Source organism: Microbacterium sp. W4I4 (genome assembly GCF_030816235.1).
In the GTDB taxonomy this organism is placed as follows: domain Bacteria; phylum Actinomycetota; class Actinomycetes; order Actinomycetales; family Microbacteriaceae; genus Microbacterium.
In genome coordinates, this window is the sequence record NZ_JAUSXT010000001.1 from 2,523,887 (window position 1) to 2,537,472 (window position 13,586).

The 13,586-nt window shown below is 68.8% G+C and carries 14 protein-coding genes; 4 read left to right on the forward strand and 10 right to left on the reverse strand.

The genetic code is table 11. The features are described 5' to 3' along the window. Nucleotides 1-31: 31 nt before the first annotated feature. The 7 genes from QF046_RS11915 to QF046_RS11945 form a co-directional block, all read right to left on the reverse strand. Entirely contained in the window at nucleotides 32-874 is an 843-nt protein-coding gene (locus tag QF046_RS11915) for a carbohydrate ABC transporter permease (RefSeq protein WP_307370033.1), read from the reverse strand. Beyond that, the gene (locus tag QF046_RS11920; RefSeq protein ID WP_307370035.1) at nucleotides 871-1,770 is read right to left on the reverse strand and encodes a carbohydrate ABC transporter permease; all 900 of its coding nucleotides are present in this window, start codon (nucleotides 1,768-1,770) and stop codon (nucleotides 871-873) included. The genes QF046_RS11915 and QF046_RS11920 overlap by 4 nt, the downstream gene beginning before the upstream one ends. Before the next feature lie 4 nt (nucleotides 1,771-1,774). Continuing rightward, on the reverse strand, nucleotides 1,775-3,046 hold the full coding sequence (locus QF046_RS11925; protein ID WP_307370037.1) for a sugar ABC transporter substrate-binding protein: 1,272 nt from the start codon (nucleotides 3,044-3,046) through the stop codon (nucleotides 1,775-1,777). An 18-nt stretch (nucleotides 3,047-3,064) separates the two neighbouring features. Further along, nucleotides 3,065-4,075 (reverse strand): LacI family DNA-binding transcriptional regulator, encoded by a 1,011-nt coding sequence (locus tag QF046_RS11930; RefSeq protein WP_307370040.1) that lies wholly within the window; start codon nucleotides 4,073-4,075, stop codon nucleotides 3,065-3,067. 133 nt (nucleotides 4,076-4,208) lie between these two features. Beyond that, nucleotides 4,209-5,510: a Vms1/Ankzf1 family peptidyl-tRNA hydrolase gene (locus tag QF046_RS11935; protein WP_307370042.1), complete on the reverse strand. Its 1,302-nt coding sequence runs from the start codon at nucleotides 5,508-5,510 to the stop codon at nucleotides 4,209-4,211. Further along, nucleotides 5,497-5,730 carry a hypothetical protein gene (locus QF046_RS11940; RefSeq protein WP_307370044.1) on the reverse strand — a complete coding sequence of 78 codons (234 nt, stop codon included), beginning with the start codon at nucleotides 5,728-5,730 and terminating at the stop codon, nucleotides 5,497-5,499. Before QF046_RS11940 ends, QF046_RS11935 begins: the two co-directional genes overlap by 14 nt. Nucleotides 5,731-5,843: 113 nt before the next feature. After that, the gene (locus QF046_RS11945; protein WP_307370046.1) at nucleotides 5,844-6,821 is read right to left on the reverse strand and encodes a DNA topoisomerase IB; all 978 of its coding nucleotides are present in this window, start codon (nucleotides 6,819-6,821) and stop codon (nucleotides 5,844-5,846) included. A 122-nt stretch (nucleotides 6,822-6,943) separates the two neighbouring features. Between QF046_RS11945 and QF046_RS11950 the strand changes: the two genes are divergently transcribed. The 4 genes from QF046_RS11950 to QF046_RS11965 all read left to right on the forward strand — a co-directional run bounded on the left by QF046_RS11950 (nucleotide 6,944) and on the right by QF046_RS11965 (nucleotide 10,147). Further along, nucleotides 6,944-7,231, forward strand: coding sequence for a DUF2188 domain-containing protein (locus tag QF046_RS11950; RefSeq protein WP_307370048.1), 288 nt, complete (start codon nucleotides 6,944-6,946; stop codon nucleotides 7,229-7,231). A 144-nt stretch (nucleotides 7,232-7,375) separates the two neighbouring features. Beyond that, nucleotides 7,376-8,866, forward strand: a complete 1,491-nt coding sequence (locus QF046_RS11955; RefSeq protein WP_307370050.1) for an MATE family efflux transporter — start codon at nucleotides 7,376-7,378, stop codon at nucleotides 8,864-8,866. A 289-nt stretch (nucleotides 8,867-9,155) separates the two neighbouring features. Next, a complete protein-coding gene (locus tag QF046_RS11960) occupies nucleotides 9,156-9,572 on the forward strand; it encodes a hypothetical protein (protein ID WP_307370052.1) in 417 nt (138 codons plus the stop codon). 35 nt (nucleotides 9,573-9,607) lie between these two features. After that, a complete protein-coding gene (locus QF046_RS11965) occupies nucleotides 9,608-10,147 on the forward strand; it encodes a GNAT family N-acetyltransferase (protein WP_307370054.1) in 540 nt (179 codons plus the stop codon). Between the two features lie 70 nt (nucleotides 10,148-10,217). On the opposite strand, the gene QF046_RS11970 is transcribed toward QF046_RS11965, so the two are convergent. From QF046_RS11970 to QF046_RS11980, 3 genes are all read right to left on the reverse strand, one after another. Continuing rightward, nucleotides 10,218-10,583 carry a DoxX family protein gene (locus tag QF046_RS11970; protein WP_307370056.1) on the reverse strand — a complete coding sequence of 122 codons (366 nt, stop codon included), beginning with the start codon at nucleotides 10,581-10,583 and terminating at the stop codon, nucleotides 10,218-10,220. A gap of 67 nt (nucleotides 10,584-10,650) precedes the next feature. Continuing rightward, nucleotides 10,651-11,700 (reverse strand): NAD(P)-dependent alcohol dehydrogenase, encoded by a 1,050-nt coding sequence (locus QF046_RS11975; protein WP_307370058.1) that lies wholly within the window; start codon nucleotides 11,698-11,700, stop codon nucleotides 10,651-10,653. 146 nt (nucleotides 11,701-11,846) lie between these two features. Next, nucleotides 11,847-13,574: an AMP-binding protein gene (locus QF046_RS11980; RefSeq protein ID WP_307370061.1), complete on the reverse strand. Its 1,728-nt coding sequence runs from the start codon at nucleotides 13,572-13,574 to the stop codon at nucleotides 11,847-11,849. Nucleotides 13,575-13,586 lie beyond the last annotated feature (12 nt).

Below are 13,586 nucleotides of genomic sequence, written 5' to 3' on the forward strand. Positions count from 1 at the left end.
ATGCCCTTTCTGGACTCGCGACGGCGGGGGATCAGCCCTTGATGGCTGCGCCGAGGTCGGTGGCGGTGAAGAAGCGCTGGAAGACGCAGAACAGCACGACCACCGGCAGCGCGAGTGCGGTGGCTCCGGCGAGGATGGCGCCGTTGGGGTTGGCGGTGGACTGCGCCACGGTGGAGATGTAGTTCGCCAGCGAGACGGCAAGCGGCTGCAACGAGGAGTCCTTGGTGATCAGGAAGGGCCAGAGGAACTCGTTCCACGGACCGATGAATGTGATCAGCACCACGGTCACGAGCACCGGCCTGATCAGCGGGACGGCCACCGAGGTGAGCAGACGCAGCTCTCCGGCGCCGTCGATGCGCGCCGCCTCGAAGATCTCGGCGGGGAGCGACTTGAAGAACTGGGTGAAGATGAACACCGCCGTGGTGTTGATCGCGAACGGCAGGATCATGCCCAGATACGAGTCGCCCAGTCCGTAGCTGCGCGTGATCTGCACGTAGAGCGGGATCATGAGCAGTTGGAAGGGCACCATCTGCACGAGCAGCATCAGCACCCAGATCACGCCGCGCCCGCGGAAGTCGAGTCGGGCCAGCGCATAGCCGGCGAGAAGACCGAACACGAGAGTGCCCAGGAGCACACCCGCGGTGAAGACCAGCGAGTTCAGCAGGGAGCCGGTCAGGTCGATGCGGCTGTCGATGCTCGCGAAATTCTGCAGCGTCCATCCCTGCGTCGGCAGCAGCTCGTCGGGGGCGTTGGTCGGGTTCTCCTGGAACGCCCCGACGATCATGAAGTAGAACGGGAACGCGAACACCAGCGCCGCGGCGGTCAGCAGGATCACGCTGAGCACACGGGGAATTCGTCGCAGCCTGTGCATCATCGCTCCTGGGTGGCTCGGTTGGCGATCAGCGACAGCGCGCCGACGAGAACGACGAGGATCATGCCGATCGCTGCGGCCATGTCGGGATTCTGCTGCTGGATGCCCTGCTGGTAGATGAGCAGCACGGGTGTGACGGACGCGCCGTCGGGTCCGCCGCCGCTGGTGAGCAGGTACGGTTCGGTGAAGAGGTTGGCGCCCGTGATGATCGACAGGATCAGCACCAGGGTCGTGGCGTTGCGCACGCCGGGCACCGTGACGTTCGCGAAGCGCGCGAAGCCGCCCGCCCCATCGGTCTCGGCGGACTCGTACAGCTCGCGGGGCACGTTCTGCAGCGCGGCGAGGTACAGCAGGATGTAGAAGCCGAGCTGCTTCCAGGTGACGTACAGGGCGATCATCGGCATCGCGAGTGCGCTGTTGACGAGCCAGGACGGGTTCGGGGCCAGGTCGCCCAGCAGCGCGTTGATCAGGCCGTTGCTGGAGAACAACAGCATCCAGACGCCCACGAGCGAGACGCTCGCGGTGAGGTAGGGCACGTAGAACGCCACCCGGTAGGCGGCCACCCATCGGATGCCGCTGTTCAGGGCTGTCGCGAGCACCATCGACAGCACGACAGTGAGCGGCACGTTGATCACGAGGAAGACGAGGGTGTTGCGGAAGGCGTCGAGCACCTTCGGGTCGGTGAGCGTGGCGGCGAAGTTGTCGAATCCGACGAAGGGCCGATCCGGCTCGACGCCCGGTGCCGTGAAGTAGTAGTCGTGGAAGGCGATGTAGATGGCGAAGACCAGCGGGTAGGCGAAGATCGCGAGCACGAACACGAGGTACGGCAGTGCGAAGAGGCCCCCCAGCGGCTGCGCACCGAGGATCCTGGTGCGCAGCCGCGTTCTCCGGTCGGTCATGACCTCACTCCGCGACGATGTCGTCGATCTTCTCGGCGGCCTTCTTCAGGAAGTCCGCCGTCGACTCCTTGCCGAAGATCACCGCTGCCGAGTACTCGTCGCGGAACGCCTGCCAGGCCTCGACGGAGTTCGGGATGCTGGGCACATCGACCGTGTTCTCCGCCTGGTCGGCGAAGGCCACGTAGTTCGGGTTCGCCGAGAAGTAGTCGGGGTACGTGTCCTTCAAGCCGGTGCGCATCGGCATCTGCCCCGTCTTCTCGAGGAGCACGCCGTCGTTGTCCTCGCTGGTGGCGAACTGCATGAACTCCCACGCCGTGCCCTGGTTCTTGCACGAGGTGAACATCGACACGCTCTTCGAGTCGGCGAAAGTCTTCGGATCCGCACGGCCGTCCGTGGTGGGCACCGGCATGAAGCCGACGTCGACGGTCTCGGCGTAGGACGGGATGGCCCAGGGTCCGGCCAGCTGCATCGCGGTCGTCCCCGACGACATGGCGTCGTCGGTGGACTTCTCGTTCGGGGCGAGCTTGTCCGCGTACATCGTCGCCCAGAAGTCGGCGACCTTCTTTCCGGCATCCGAGTCGAAGGTGGACTTGCCGTCCTCGACGAGCATCGTGCCGTCGGTCTCGGCGAGGTAGAACGGATAGAAATCGAACCACGGCTGGTAGAACTCGCTCGTCGGCGCCGGCCAGATGGCGCTCTGCACGCCCGAGTCGACGATGGCCTGCGCGCCCTGGAGGAAGGCGTCGTAGGTGTTCATCTTCGGGTCGTCGGCGTTCAGGCCCGCCTTCGTGAACAGCTCCTTGTTGTACATCACCATCACCGGGTTGGACTTCCACGGCAGCTGGTAGAACTTGCCGTCGGTCTGGTAGCCGGAGACCTCTCCGCCGCGCTCGGTGATGTAGTCGTCGGCACCCTTGATCGAGCTGAGGTCGACGAGTCCGCCCTGCTTGACCCAGCCGGACACCGCTGCCGGTGCGATGTTGAACACCAGGCAGGGAGCGGTGCCCGCGGTGATCGCGGCCGTGATCGCCTCCTCCGACGACGACGCGGCGGGGATCTCCTGCGAGGCGACCTTCTCGTCGGGATGCGCGTCGTTCCACGCCTTCACGACCTCCTTGCCCCAGGCGAGCTCCTGCTCGTTGTTCGAGAGCCAGATCTTGATGTCTCCCGTGGCGGTGGCCGCATCTCCGCCGCCTCCTCCTCCACCACCGGACGAGCATCCCGTCACGACGAGTGCGACGGCACCGATCAGTGCTGCGGAGCGGATCTTCTTCATGGTGTCCTCCTCGAAACGTCAGGGGCCCGCGGATGCCGGTCCCGAGGTGCTTTCCCGAAAGTGCACGATGTTGCAGTCGATGAGCTCGGTGCGCGGCTCCGCCCCGAGGATCGCCGCGCGGAGCAGGCGCGCGGCCGCCCGTCCCCTGGCGGCGGGATCCGAGGACACGCTGGTCAGCGACGGGGACAGGTGCGCCGAGAGGTGGTCGTCGTCGAAGCCGGCGACGGCGAGGTCGTCAGGGACGACCAGGCCCTGGGAACGGGCGTAGGAGAGCCCGGCGATCGCGGTGGTGTCGTTGGAGTACAGGATCGCGGTGGGCCGTGGCGAGAGAGCGAGGAGTTCCGCGGTCCGGTCGCGCCCGCTGCCGGCGGTGAAGTCGCTCTCGCGCAGCAGTGCGGCGTCGCCGATCGCCTCGACGTACGCGTCGGCCCTGGCGCGCGAGTGCACGTAATCCAGCGGTCCGGACACGTGCGCGATGCGCCGGTGCCCGTCCGCGCGCAGCTTCGCGATCAGCTCCCGGATGGGCTCGCCGTCGTCCGTGCGCACGACCGAGAAGTCGTGCTCCTGGTCGTAGGCGCCCACGATCACCGTCGGCACGCCGAGATCGTCCAGCAGCGACACGCGCCAGTCGTCCACATGCAGGTCGAGCAGGATCGCACCGTCGGCGCGTCCGCGCGACATCGACCGATAGGCGCGCTCCTCGCCCGCCCGATCCGGCACCACCTGCAGCAGCAGGGCGGTCTCGGTCTCGACCAGCACGGACTCGACGCCGGCGATGAATGCCGGGAAGAAGGAGTCGTTGGCGATCACGTCGGGATCCCGGGCGAGCACGACACCCACGGCGTTCGCCCGCCGCGTCGCCAGCGATCGTGCGCTCTGGCTGGGGATCCAGTCCAGTCGCTCGGCCGCGGCGAGCACCCGCGCCCTCGTCTCCTCCGAGATGGGCCGGTTGCCGCTGAGCGCATGCGAGACCGTGGCCTTCGTCACTCCCGCTTCGCGGGCGACGTCGGCGATCGTCGTGCGATTCATGCCACCTCCGTGTGGCCGAGCCCTGCAGCATCGCGGGGCTAACCGGTTTGATGACCAGGAGTAAAACCGGTTTGACGATCGCTGTCAATGGGGTTGACGCAGGCCCGCTCATCTGAATGCGACGGGTGCCGCGCTACTTCGCGCCGCCGGGATCCTCGCCCTCCGCCTGCGACGGATGCCCTTCGGCCGCGGGGTCGGGCCGCACGGCCGGCTCGTCCGGATCCTCGCCCTCGGCCTGGCTGCGGTGCCCCTCGCCCGCGGGGTCGGGTGCTTCGGGGTCGGGCGCTTCGCCGAGATCGTGCGCCGCGCCGGTGACGGGTGCCGCCGGCCAGCGCAGCGCCGCGACAGGCTCCTCCGCATCGTGATCCGGACGCGTCTCGTCTTCGAGGAACAGCACGTCGGCGTCGGTGAGCACCGCCGCGCGTGCGAGTGCTTCGGCGACCGGCACGGGCGTGCCGGGACCGGCGTCGAACGTGTCCGCCGCGCCGATCGCCACCCAGGGGGCGTCGGGCAGCGCGAGCAGAGTGCCATCGCCGTCCGCGAGGCGTGCGTCGAGCAGCAGCGTGTCGACCTGCGCCTGCTGCAGTGCGCCGACGACCGCGGGGATGCCGAAGGCTCCGCTCTCGGCATCCCGCTCGGCGGCCCGATCGCGGACGGCGGCGATGCGGTCGTCGTCCGCGAGGCCCACCGTCCGCTCGATCTCCTCGACCAGCGCGGTGTCGTCCGCGCCGTCCGCCCTGGTGTCGACATCGACCTCCACCACGAGCGCCAGGGCGTCCGCGGCGATGCTCTCCAGCAGCAGACCGCGTGCGTGTGCGTCTCCGGTAAAGAAGATGTGCTCCGGCCGGTGCTCTCGCACGATCCGGTCGACCTCCTCGGCGACCTCGTCCTGATTGCGCTGCCAGACCTCCTCGACGCTGCGCTGGAATCGCGCCTGCGACCAGCCGCCTGGACTCACCTTCGTGATCGGGTCGTCCTCGCCCTCGATGTGCTGCACCTGCACGACCGATCGGCCCAGGTGCTGCAGCGACACGTCCGCGCCGTCGCGACCGGTCTCCACGACGAGGATCAGCCGCTCGCCGCTGCGATGACGCAGCAGCGGCACGATCTCCGGGAACGGCCCGTGCGCGATGCGCTCGGAGCCGAGCCGGGCGGCGGTGAATCCCTCATCGGCAGCCACCTGTCCGTCGCGGGCGATCAGCCAGCGTGCGGACGGCGCGGCCAGTCCGCGGTCGTCGGACAGGGCCGTGAGCACGGCATCCGCATCCTCCTCGGGCAGACCCTCCTGCAGCATCCGATCCTTCAGCGACCGCATCCGGCTCTCGACGGCGCCAGGAGGTTCTCCCTGCGCGCCGTCGGTGTACACGGTGCTCCAGGCGCCGGGTTCGGTGAGCGTCGCGCGCAGGTCGATGCCCCGGACGTCAACGGAACTCATCGTCATCCGCCTCCTCGTCCTCGTCGGCGACCTCCGGACCACTCCACTCGAAGGCCTCCTGCACCTCCTCGGAGTCGGTGTCATCGGGAAGGGGCTCCGTCTCGCGGAACGGCTCCGCGTGCGGAGCGCCGTGGCCCTGCACCATCCCGCGGGATTCCTGCTCGAGCTGATCGTCGAGGTTCGGTCCGTGAGTCGTGCTGCCGCGCTGTGCGTCGCTCATGTCTCCTCCTTCGTCAGGGGCGTCCGAGCGACGTTAGGCGGCGCGGGAGGTGCACGACAGCGGGTTGACATACGGTTCGCGACCGTTCAACGGGGGGTGCGCGTGCCACGCGCTCAACGATCCTCGCCGAGAAGCTCGATCAGCTGTCCCTCCACCCGCCGGGTCGGGTCGACCGTGGTGCCCTCGTCGTACAGGTCGATCACGCGCGGATCGACGTAACTCGCTCGAGCCACCGCGGGGGTGTTCCCGAGCACGGCGGCGGCCTCGCGGATCGCGGCGGCGGCCGCCCGTCTGCGTGCGGTCACCGAACCCCGCGGGCCGGTCCTGGCGAGCGCCACCGCCGCGGCTATGGTGCCGTGCAGGGTGCGGAAGTCCTTGGCGGTGAAGTCGCCGCCGGTCCTGACGCGCACGTCGTCGTTGATGTCGGCGGCGCGCAGCGGATGCCAGCGGTCGGCCTCGTCGTCCTGCCAGCTGAGCAGAAGGCTGCGCCCGCCGCGTCGCTTCAGGCCGGCGACCAGTTCGGCGAGCTCCGCATCGTCGACATCCGACTCCCACGGCTGTCCGCTCTTGCCGGGGAACCGCAGCTCCACCACCCGTCCGCCGCGCACGCGGGCATGGGACCCGCGCAGGGTGGCCAGGCCGATGCTGCCGTGCTGACGGGCGTACTGCTCCGACCCGACCCGCAGCAGCGCGCTGTCCAGCATCCGGAACGCCCCGGCGAGCACACGGGTGCGGCCGAATCCCTCCAGCCGCAGGTCGCGCGTGACTCCGCTGCGGACGGCGGGCATGACGGCAGCCAGTTCCAGCATCCGCTCGAACTTCTCGTTCGCCATCCGCTCCTGCCAGGCCGGGTGGTAGATGTACTGCCGGCGGTCCGCGGCATCCGTACCGGTCGCCAGGATGTGCCCGTTCTCGTGCGGACTGATCCAGACGTCGGTCCACGCGGGCGGGATCGCGAGCGCGCGCAGCGATTCGACGACGGCCTGATCATCGATGCGCGCGCCGTCGGGTGCGCGGTACTCGAACCCGCGCCCCCGGCGCACGCGCCTGATCCCGGGTGCGTGCGGGTCGCTGCGACGGAGACGGGTCATGCTCTCGTGAGTACAGTGCGGTTCGGGCCGGATGCAACCCCCTCGGTGTCCTGTCGCTCGCGGCGTTATCCTTCCCGTTCCGTCGCGGAAGGCGCGACCGGGGACCGAACGGAGGATGCGCAATGACACGCGGAGATGTGGAGACACTCTCGAAGCACGGGCAGTGGGTCAATCGCGTCGAGGGTGAGGAGGAGCTCTCGCAGGGGTACGCCTCGAAGGAGGAGGCGATCGAGGAGGGCCGCAGGCTGGCCGAGGCCACCGGCTCTATGCACACCGTGCGGGATGCGCAGCCGACGGGCGTGGTCACCGATGAACAGGATCCGGAGCGGATGGCGCGTGAGCGCCGGTCGGGCTCTGACGGGGACGCGGACGGGGCGGATGACGTGATCGCGGTGGAGGATCTTCCCTGACGGGAGCTTTTCCGAGAGGATCCTCTGACGGTGTGAGCTTCCCTTTCACCGAATCGATTCGATACAATCGGACGATGGCGCCGTGACCGATCACGGTGCCTTTCCTGTTCCCGGCCGTTCGGCATCCCTCACCCCTGGCTCCTCATGGCAACCAACCTCATCACCGGACGCCCGTGGCGCGTCATCCTGGCCTTCTCCGTGCCGCTGCTCATCGGCAACGTCGTGCAGCAGCTGTACCAGTTCGTCGACGCCGTCGTCGTCGGGCGACAGCTGGGCGTGAACTCGCTCGCGGCGGTCGGTGCGACCGGCAGCCTGATCTTCCTCGTGATCGGGTTCGCCTGGGGCCTCGCGAGCGGCTTCGCGATTCCGACGGCTCAGGCCTTCGGGGCATCGGATGCCCGTGGAGTGCGCCGCTCGGTCGCGACGGGGACTCTGCTGACCGCCGCCACCAGCCTGGTCCTCACGATCCTCGGCCCGCTGATCGCGGCGCCCTTCCTCGAACTGCTGCAGACGCCGCCCGAGCTGATGGCCGAGGCCACCGTGTTCACGCAGGTGACCTTCATCGGCGGCAGCACGATCATGTTCTTCAACTACCTCGCGGCGATCATCCGCGCGATCGGCGACTCGACGACGCCCCTGGTGTTCCTGACGATCTCGTGCGCGCTGAACGTCGGGCTCGTCATCCTCATGGTCGGGCCGCTGCAGTGGGGCGTCGCGGGCGCCGCGTGGGCGACGGTCGTGGCGCAGGCGGTCTCGGTGGTGCTGTGCCTGCTGTACGTCTGGCGGCGGGTGCCGGTGCTGCACGTGCACCGCGCCGACTGGAGGGTCTCGCGCGCCGACATCGCCGACCACCTGCGTCTGGGTCTGCCGATGGGCTTCCAGGCCTCGATCATCGCGATCGGCGCACTGATTGTGCAGGTCGCTCTGAACACGCTCGGGTCCGAGGCGGTCGCGGCGTACACCGCCGCATCCCGCGTGGACAGCTTGGCCAGCGCGTTCCTCGCCTCGCTGGGACTGGCGGCTTCGATGTATGCGGCGCAGAACCTCGGCGCCCGACGGCCTGACCGCATCCGCAAGGGCACGATCCAGGCGATCTGGATGGCGCTCATCGCCGCGGTGGCTCTGGGCATCATCATGATCACGCTCGGCGCGCCGGCTGTGCGGCTGTTCGTCGGCGACGGTGCGGAAGAGGTCGTGCGCCTCGCCCACCTGATGCTCATCATCAACGGCTGCACGTACGCGCTGCTCGGGGTGCTGTTCGTGCTGCGCGGCGTGCTGCAGGGGATCGGCCGCGTGCTCGTGCCCACCGTCACGGGTGTGATCGAGCTGGTGATGCGCGTGGTCGCCGCGGTCGTGCTGGGTTCATGGCTGCAGTTCGAGGGCGTGGCGATGAGCAACCCGCTCGCGTGGATCGGCGCGGTGGCGCTGCTTGCACCGGCCTACGTGCGTGCGCACCGGGCGCTCGCGCAGATGCCGGTCTCGCCGGTGGAGACCACGCTGACCACCCCGATCGCCGTGATCGGACCGACCGACGGATCGATGGTGGTGGATGCCGTGTTCACCGCGCCCGTGCCGATCGTGCCGCCCCGCCTCACTCGCCTGCGCCTGCCCCGCCGCATCCGCCGCCCGCGCTGAGCGCGTCGCCGCCGGCGCATCCGTCGCCGACCTCCGCGCCAGCCTCCACGTCGACATCCGTCGCCGACCCACCAAGCAACTCCCGACCCACCAGGCAATCGACGCGATATTCCCTGGTGGTTGGACGCTTGCCTGGTGGCTGGCGAGCGGGCGGCGCGGAGGGTACGGCGGCGTCACCGGGTGTTCACGCATCATCCTCCAGGATGATGCCGAATCGTTCTCCGGCGGGAGGGACTTCCGCGATCAACCCGCGTAACCTTGGGCAGAGATGAGACCGGGGGGTCGTCGAATGTCCACACTCGCACTGACGAACACGCTGGCAGCGATCTTCGTTCCGATCGGGATCGCCGGAGCCGCAATCGCACTGATCTGTGCGCTGATCATGGCCTTCGCGCTCGCGCGCCGAGCTGCAGGACTCGCCGGCGGAGCGGCAGGTGTCTGGATCGTCGGTGCGCTGCTGAGCTGGGCGTCATCGTTCTCCGACGTCTGGATCCCGCTGCTTGTCTCTCTCGGTGCGCTCGGCGCAGCCCTGGTGGTCGGTGCGCTGCTGCGTGTGCTCGTCGGCGGCGTCCGACGGCAGGAAATCGTCGAACCGAGCGCTCGGACCGCGACGATCCAGGAGCCGCGGACTCAGCCCGCCCGCGTCGCGCCGACGCAGGTGCGCCCGTCCTCGCCGGTCACCGACGGCATCCGCGTCGCCGCCTAAAGCGTCGGATACGACCGCCGCGATACGGTTTCAGGATGCCGATCGAGGTCATCCTGAATGACGGATTCCTGCTCCGCTCCTTGATGGCGGAGGATGCGGCGATGCTCGCGCGGGCGTACCGCACCAATCGTGATCATCTCGAGCCCTGGGATCCGGCCCGTGCTGAGCGGTTCTTCACCGCTGCCGGCCAACGGGCCGAGATCGACAGAATCCTCGCCGACGGCGAGGCGGGCGCGGCTCTGCCACTGGTGCTGACGGACGGCACGCAGATCGTCGGCCGCGTAAACGTCTCCGGGATCATCCGGGAAGCGTTCCAGAGCGCGAACCTCGGCTACTGGATCGACGCGCGCTGCGCGGGTCGAGGACTGATGACCGCTGCTGTCGGCGCCGTCGCTCGGATCGCGAAGGACGAGCTGCAGCTGCACCGGATTCAGGCGGGCACCTTGCTCCACAACGCGGCGTCGCAGTCTGTGCTGAAGAAGTGCGGCTTCGTCGAGTTCGGCGTGGCCCCCGAATATCTCCTCATCGCGGGACGATGGCAGGACCATCGGCTCTTCCAGCGCATTCTCGCGTGACGGTCACCACGCTCCGGCGGCTTCATGCGCCCGCTCGGCAGCGGATGACCCGTCGGGCGGGACGCGGCGGTCAGCGGATGACGAGGAAGCCGAGCACAGCGACGACGACCGAGAGGATCCCGAGCACGAGCGACGGGGTGCAGCTCTCCTTGCGACGCGCGTGAGTCACAACGGCGCCGACCATGAGCGCGGCGAGGGCGATCGCGGCGATCGGGCTGAGGATGGGAGCGACGTCGAGCGCGACGGGAAGGATCAGTCCGATACCGCCGATCACCTCGGCCGCGCCGATGAGCTTGATGGATCCTGGGTTGCAGTCCTCGACCCACGTCATCCCCGAGGTCGCGAGGGCTTCCTTGGGACGGGCGGCCTTCATCGAGCCGGCGAGCACGAATGCGAGCGCCAGCAGTCCTGCGACGATCCAGTAGGCGATCAGCATCGGATCCTCCCTGAGAGCGGTAGTGGGTGTTCTCTGAGCAGCCGAGGTCGTCGGCGACGCTGAGCGCTCAGCTCTGCAGCGTCTCGATGTCGATCACGAACCGGTAGCGGACGTCGGATGCCAGCACGCGCGCCCACGCCTCGTTCACCTGGTCGGCGGAGGTGATCTCCACCTCGGGTGCGATGCCGTGCTCGGCGCAGAAGTCGAGCATCTCCTGGGTCTGGGCGATGCCGCCGATGTTCGACCCGGCGAACGAGCGGCGCCCGCCGATCAGCGTGCCGGCCCGCACGGCCATCGGCTCGGCCGGAGCGCCCACGTTCACGAGCGTGCCGTTCAGCGCGAGCAGCTTCAGGTGCGCGTCGATGTCGATCGCCGCGGACACCGAGTTGATGATGAGGTCGAACGTGTTCCGCAGCGTGCGGAAGGTCTCGGGGTCCTCGGTCGCGAAGTAGTGGTCGGCGCCGAGCTTCAGCGCGTCGTCCTTCTTCGACAGCGAGCGCGACAGCACGGTGACCTCGGCGCCCATGGCGTGCGCGATCTTCACGGCCATGTGGCCGAGCCCGCCGAGTCCGATCACGGCGACCTTCTTGCCGGGGCCGGCATTCCAATGCCGCAGCGGCGAGTACGTGGTGATGCCGGCGCACAGCAGCGGGGCGGCCTTCTCGTACGGGATCGCCTCGGGCACCCGCAGCACGAAGTCCTGCGTGACGACGACAGAGGTGGCGTAGCCGCCCTGCGTGATCGTGCCGTCGACGTCCTTCGCGGCGTACGTGCCGATCGCGCCCTTCTGGCAGTACTGCTCCTCGCCGGCGAGGCAGTTCGCGCATTCGCCGCACGAATTCACCAGGCATCCGACGCCCACGCGGTCGCCGACGGCGAACCTCGTCACGTCCGAACCCACCTCGGCGACAGTGCCGACGATCTCGTGGCCCACGGTCAGGGGATACTGCTGCGCGCCCCAGTCGCCCTGCACGGTGTGGATGTCGGAGTGGCAGATTCCGGCCCAGCGGATGTCGATGCGCACATCGGCGGGTCCGACGTCGCGGCGCTCGATGGTGCCGGTGAAGAGCGGATCGGTGGCGGACGGCGCGACGATGGCGGGGATCACAGTGGGCATGATTCGAGCGTAGACGCGTCGGAGTGGATCAGGGTCCGCTCGAGGTCCGACACTTGGCGGTCGAAACGACGGATGTCGGTCGAAATCGCCGCAATCCGCCGACATCCGTCGTCTGAGCCGACATCCGTCGACGGAGCCCGGGGTCGTCAGCGGTGGTCGCGGTCGAACTGCTGCCCGGTGTCGTCTCCGGATGCCACGCGCTCGGCCTCCCGCGCCCGCAGCTCCACCCGGCGGATCTTGCCCGAGATCGTCTTGGGCAGCTCCGGCACGAACTCGATCACCCGCACCCACAGGTGCGACGACAGACGTTCCCGCGCGAACGCGAAGATCTGCGCCGCGGCCTCGCGTTCGGCATCCGCCCCGGCACCCGCATCCGCTCGCAGGCAGACGTACGCCTTCGGCACCGCGAGCCGCGTCGGGTCGGGGCTCGGCACGACCGCCGCCTCGACGACGAGATCGTGCTCGAGCAGCACGGACTCCAGCTCGAACGGCGAGATCTTGTAATCGGATGCCTTGAACACGTCATCCGCACGACCCACGTACGTGAGGTAGCCGTCCTCATCGCGGGAGGCGATGTCGCCGGTGTGGTGGTAGCCGCCGGCGCGGGACTCGGCGGTCTTGGCGTCGTCCTCGAAGTACCCCGCCATAAGACCCAGCGGCGCGGGGGACAGGTCGAGCGCGATCTCGCCCTCCCGATCGGCCAGGGCGCCCGTGATCGGATCCAACAGCACCACCGGATAACCGGGCAGCGGCCGCCCCATCGACCCGTCCTTGACGACCTGACCGGGGGAGTTGCCCACGCACGCGGTCATCTCGGTCTGTCCGAAGCCGTCGCGGATGGTGCCGCCCCACGCCTCGCGCACTCGGTTGATGACCTCGGGGTTCAGCGGCTCACCGGCTCCCACCAGCTCGCGCGGCGGGGTCGACAGCCTGCTCAGGTCTGCCTGGATCAGCATCCGCCACACCGTCGGGGGAGCGCAGAACGTCGACACGTGGAAGGTGTCCATCACCTGCATCAGCGTGTTCGCGTCGAAGCGCGCGTAGTTGTAGACGAACACGGTCGCCTCGGCGAGGAAGGGCGAGTAGAAGCTCGACCAGGCGTGCTTCGCCCAACCGGGCGACGAGATGTTCAGATGCACGTCATCCGGACGCACGCCCAGCCACCACATGGTCGAGAGGTGCCCGACGGGGTACGACACATGCGTGTGCTGCACGAGCTTGGGTCGGCTGGTGGTGCCGCTGGTGAAGTACAGCAGCGCGGTGTCGGATGCCGGCGTCGGACCGTCCGGTTCGAACGCCGGGTCGGCGTCGACGGATGCCGCGAAGTCGTGCCATCCGTCGACGGCTCCGCCGACCGCGATGCGCAGGACATCGGTATCCGTCATCCCCACGGCATCCGTCACCCGCTCGGCGAGACCGGCCAGCGTGATCACCGCGCGTGCGCGCCCGTGCATCATCCGGTAGGAGAGATCGGATGCCGACAGCAGAGTGGACGTGGGGATCGCGATCGCACCGACCTTGGTGATCGCGAGCATGATCTCCCACAGCTCGATCGTGTTGTCGAGCATCACGATCAGGTGGTCACCGCGGTGGATGCCGAGATCGCGCAGCCACGACGCGACCTGATCCGAGCGGGCGGAGAGCTGCCCGTACGTCCAGGTGCGCGCGGACAGGTCGGCGGAGACGATCTGCACGGCGGGCCGGTCGGGGTTCTCCCCGGCGACGACGTCGAACCATTCCAGCGCGAAGTTGAACGTGTCGACCTGAGGCCAGGCGAACCCGGCGCGGGCGCCGTCGTAGTCCTCGCCGTGGGCGAAGAGGAAGTCGCGCATCTCGCGGACGGCGGTCGTTGCGGCGGTGGCGGGACGGGTCATCGGTGGCTCCCT

Excerpts from the sequence above, each read along its gene's own strand:
- QF046_RS11915 (WP_307370033.1), bottom strand. The coding sequence starts at position 874 with ATGATGCACAGGCTGCGACGAATTCCCCGTGTGCTCAGCGTGATCCTG.
- QF046_RS11920 (WP_307370035.1), bottom strand. The coding sequence starts at position 1,770 with ATGACCGACCGGAGAACGCGGCTGCGCACCAGGATCCTCGGTGCGCAG.
- QF046_RS11925 (WP_307370037.1), bottom strand. The coding sequence starts at position 3,046 with ATGAAGAAGATCCGCTCCGCAGCACTGATCGGTGCCGTCGCACTCGTC.
- QF046_RS11930 (WP_307370040.1), bottom strand. The coding sequence starts at position 4,075 with ATGAATCGCACGACGATCGCCGACGTCGCCCGCGAAGCGGGAGTGACG.
- QF046_RS11935 (WP_307370042.1), bottom strand. The coding sequence starts at position 5,510 with ATGAGTTCCGTTGACGTCCGGGGCATCGACCTGCGCGCGACGCTCACC.
- QF046_RS11940 (WP_307370044.1), bottom strand. The coding sequence starts at position 5,730 with ATGAGCGACGCACAGCGCGGCAGCACGACTCACGGACCGAACCTCGAC.
- QF046_RS11945 (WP_307370046.1), bottom strand. The coding sequence starts at position 6,821 with ATGACCCGTCTCCGTCGCAGCGACCCGCACGCACCCGGGATCAGGCGC.
- QF046_RS11950 (WP_307370048.1), top strand. The coding sequence starts at position 6,944 with ATGACACGCGGAGATGTGGAGACACTCTCGAAGCACGGGCAGTGGGTC.
- QF046_RS11955 (WP_307370050.1), top strand. The coding sequence starts at position 7,376 with ATGGCAACCAACCTCATCACCGGACGCCCGTGGCGCGTCATCCTGGCC.
- QF046_RS11960 (WP_307370052.1), top strand. The coding sequence starts at position 9,156 with ATGTCCACACTCGCACTGACGAACACGCTGGCAGCGATCTTCGTTCCG.
- QF046_RS11965 (WP_307370054.1), top strand. The coding sequence starts at position 9,608 with ATGCCGATCGAGGTCATCCTGAATGACGGATTCCTGCTCCGCTCCTTG.
- QF046_RS11970 (WP_307370056.1), bottom strand. The coding sequence starts at position 10,583 with ATGCTGATCGCCTACTGGATCGTCGCAGGACTGCTGGCGCTCGCATTC.
- QF046_RS11975 (WP_307370058.1), bottom strand. The coding sequence starts at position 11,700 with ATGCCCACTGTGATCCCCGCCATCGTCGCGCCGTCCGCCACCGATCCG.
- QF046_RS11980 (WP_307370061.1), bottom strand. The coding sequence starts at position 13,574 with ATGACCCGTCCCGCCACCGCCGCAACGACCGCCGTCCGCGAGATGCGC.